The following is a 2,498-nucleotide window of genomic DNA, read 5'->3' on the forward strand; positions in this document are numbered from 1 at the left end:
TGTTGATTTCCACCCAGAACTGAGCCGGGTAGGCGTATAATTTCCACTGAGAATTGAGCCATGTGAACCTTCCCCCAGAGCGGTGAGCGGCGGGGGCAACGGAGTGATCCACATGGGACTTTTGAACATCATCCGACGGATGCATTTGCGGCAGAAGTTGTCGCTCCGCGAGATCGCGCGGCGCACGGGGCTGTCGCGGAATACCGTGACCAAGCATTTGGCGGCGGACACGGTCGAGCCAAAATTCGCAACGCCGGAGCGTCCGAGCAAACTTGACCCCTTTGCCGAGAAGCTGGCCGGCTGGTTGAAGACTGAGGCCGGGAAGTCGCGCAAGCAGCGGCGGACGCTGAAGCAGTTGCACGCCGATCTGGTGGCGCTTGGCTTCACCGGCTCCTACGGCAGGGTGGCGGCCTTCGCCCGGCACTGGCGGGCGGATCGGCAGCGCGAGCAGCAGACGACGGGGCGCGGCACGTTCGTCCCGCTGACCTTCCGCCCGGGGGAGGCGTTTCAGTTCGACTGGAGCGAGGACTATGCGGTTCTGGGCGGCGAGCGCACGAAGCTGCAGGTTGCCCATATCAAGCTGTCGCACAGCCGGGCATTTCTGGTCAGAGCCTATCTTCTGCAGACCCACGAGATGCTTTTCGACGCGCATTGGCATGGCTTCCGCGTGTTCGGCGGCGTGCCCGGTCGTGGCATCTACGACAACATGAAGACGGCTGTTGATCGGGTGGGTCGGGGCAAGGAGCGGCAGGTCAACATGCGCTTCCTGGCGATGACGAACCACTATGTCTTCGAACCGGAGTTCTGCAATCCGGCGGCAGGGTGGGAGAAGGGGCAGGTCGAGAAGAACGTTCGGGACTCCCGCCACCAGCTCTTGCAAGGGATGCCGGACTTCCCGGGCCTTCCTGCGCTGAATGCCTGGCTGGAGCAGCGTTGCCTGGAACTGTGGCGGGAGACGGCACATGGCACCCTGCCGGGAACGGTCGCCGATGTCTGGGCCGAAGAGCAGGCGGCCCTGATGCCGTTGCCCGTCGCATTCGACGGCTTCGTCGAGCTGAGCAAGCGCGTCTCGCCCACCTGCCTGATCAGCTTCGAGCGCAATCGCTACAGCGTTCCGGCGTCCTTCGCCAACCGGCCTGTGAGCCTGCGGATCTATCCGGACCGTCTGGTTGTGGCGGCCGAGGGCAACATCCTGTGCGAGCATGCCCGGCTGATCCAGCGCGGTCACCACCTGCCGACAAGAACGATCTACGATTGGCGGCACTACCTCGCCGTCATCCAGCGCAAGCCCGGGGCACTCAGGAACGGTGCCCCTTTCGTGGAATTGCCCCCCGCCTTCCGGCATTTGCAGGAGCAGATGCTGCGACGACCGGGAGGGGATCGCGAGATGGTCGATATCCTGGCGCTGGTGCTGCAGCACGATGAAGAGGCCGTGCTTGCCGCGGTGGAACTTGCCCTGAGCGAGGGCGTGGCGACCAAGACCCATGTGCTGAACCTGCTGCACCGACTGATCGACGGCAAGACGACCAGCCCCGACATCGACACACCGCAGGCGTTGACCTTGCGGCGCGAGCCGAAGGCGAACGTCGGACGTTACGACGGCCTGCGGGCCCAGATCGCAGGAGGTCGCCATGCGTCATGACCCTGCCAGCGGCGCCATCGTGATCATGCTGCGCAGCCTGAAGATGCACGGCATGGCGCAAGCCGTCACCGATCTGATCGAGCAGGGGGCACCCGCCTTTGAAGCCGCCATCCCGATCCTGTCGCAGCTGCTGAAGGCCGAACTGGCCGAACGTGAAGTCCGCTCCATCGCCTATCACATGAAGGCCGCCCGCTTCCCGGCCTACAAGGACCTCTCGGGCTTCGACTTCGCTGCCAGCGAGATCAACGAAGCCACGGTGCGTCAGCTGCACCGCTGCGAGTTCATCGACGGCGCCCAGAACGTGGTCCTGATCGGCGGCCCGGGCACCGGCAAGACCCATGCCGCGACTGCCCTGGGCATCCAGGCCATCGAGCATCACCGCCGGAAGGTCCGCTTCTTCTCCACCATCGAACTGGTCAACGCCCTCGAACAGGAAAAGGCCAAGGGCAAGGCCGGCCAGATCGCGGAAAGCATGACCAAGCTCGACCTCGTGATCCTCGACGAGCTGGGATACCTGCCCTTCAGCGCCTCAGGCGGGGCGCTGCTCTTCCACCTGCTGAGCAAGCTCTATGAGCGCACCAGCGTCGTGATCACCACGAACCTGAGCTTCAGCGAATGGGCCACGGTCTTCGGCGACGCCAAGATGACCACGGCCTTGCTCGACCGCCTCACCCACCGCTGCCACATCCTTGAAACCGGAAACGACAGCTTCCGCTTCAAGGCCAGTTCAGCCGCAGCGACCCGCAAAAAGAAGGAAGACAGCCATGCCTTGACCCCAGCCTGAGCCGAAATCCATAATCAGAGGTGGCTCACTTCTCGATGGAAAACCCGGCTCAGTTCTGGGTGGAAATCAACA

General features: G+C 63.7%; 2 protein-coding genes. Both read left to right on the top strand.

Annotated elements, in window-relative coordinates; translation table 11 throughout:
* Window positions 1-112 precede the first annotated feature (112 nt).
* Window positions 113-1,642: an IS21 family transposase gene (gene istA / locus EYB42_RS17155; RefSeq protein WP_135451287.1), complete on the top strand. Its 1,530-nt coding sequence runs from the start codon at window positions 113-115 to the stop codon at window positions 1,640-1,642.
* On the top strand, window positions 1,632-2,426 hold the full coding sequence (gene istB / locus EYB42_RS17160) for an IS21-like element helper ATPase IstB (protein ID WP_135451288.1): 795 nt from the start codon (window positions 1,632-1,634) through the stop codon (window positions 2,424-2,426). The genes istA and istB overlap by 11 nt, the downstream gene beginning before the upstream one ends.
* Window positions 2,427-2,498 lie beyond the last annotated feature (72 nt).

The sequence above is a fragment of the Tabrizicola caldifontis genome (assembly GCF_004762095.1).
Taxonomy (GTDB): Bacteria; Pseudomonadota; Alphaproteobacteria; order Rhodobacterales; family Rhodobacteraceae; genus Tabrizicola; species Tabrizicola caldifontis.

Excerpts from the sequence above, each read along its gene's own strand:
- istA (WP_135451287.1), top strand. The coding sequence starts at position 113 with ATGGGACTTTTGAACATCATCCGACGGATGCATTTGCGGCAGAAGTTG.
- istB (WP_135451288.1), top strand. The coding sequence starts at position 1,632 with ATGCGTCATGACCCTGCCAGCGGCGCCATCGTGATCATGCTGCGCAGC.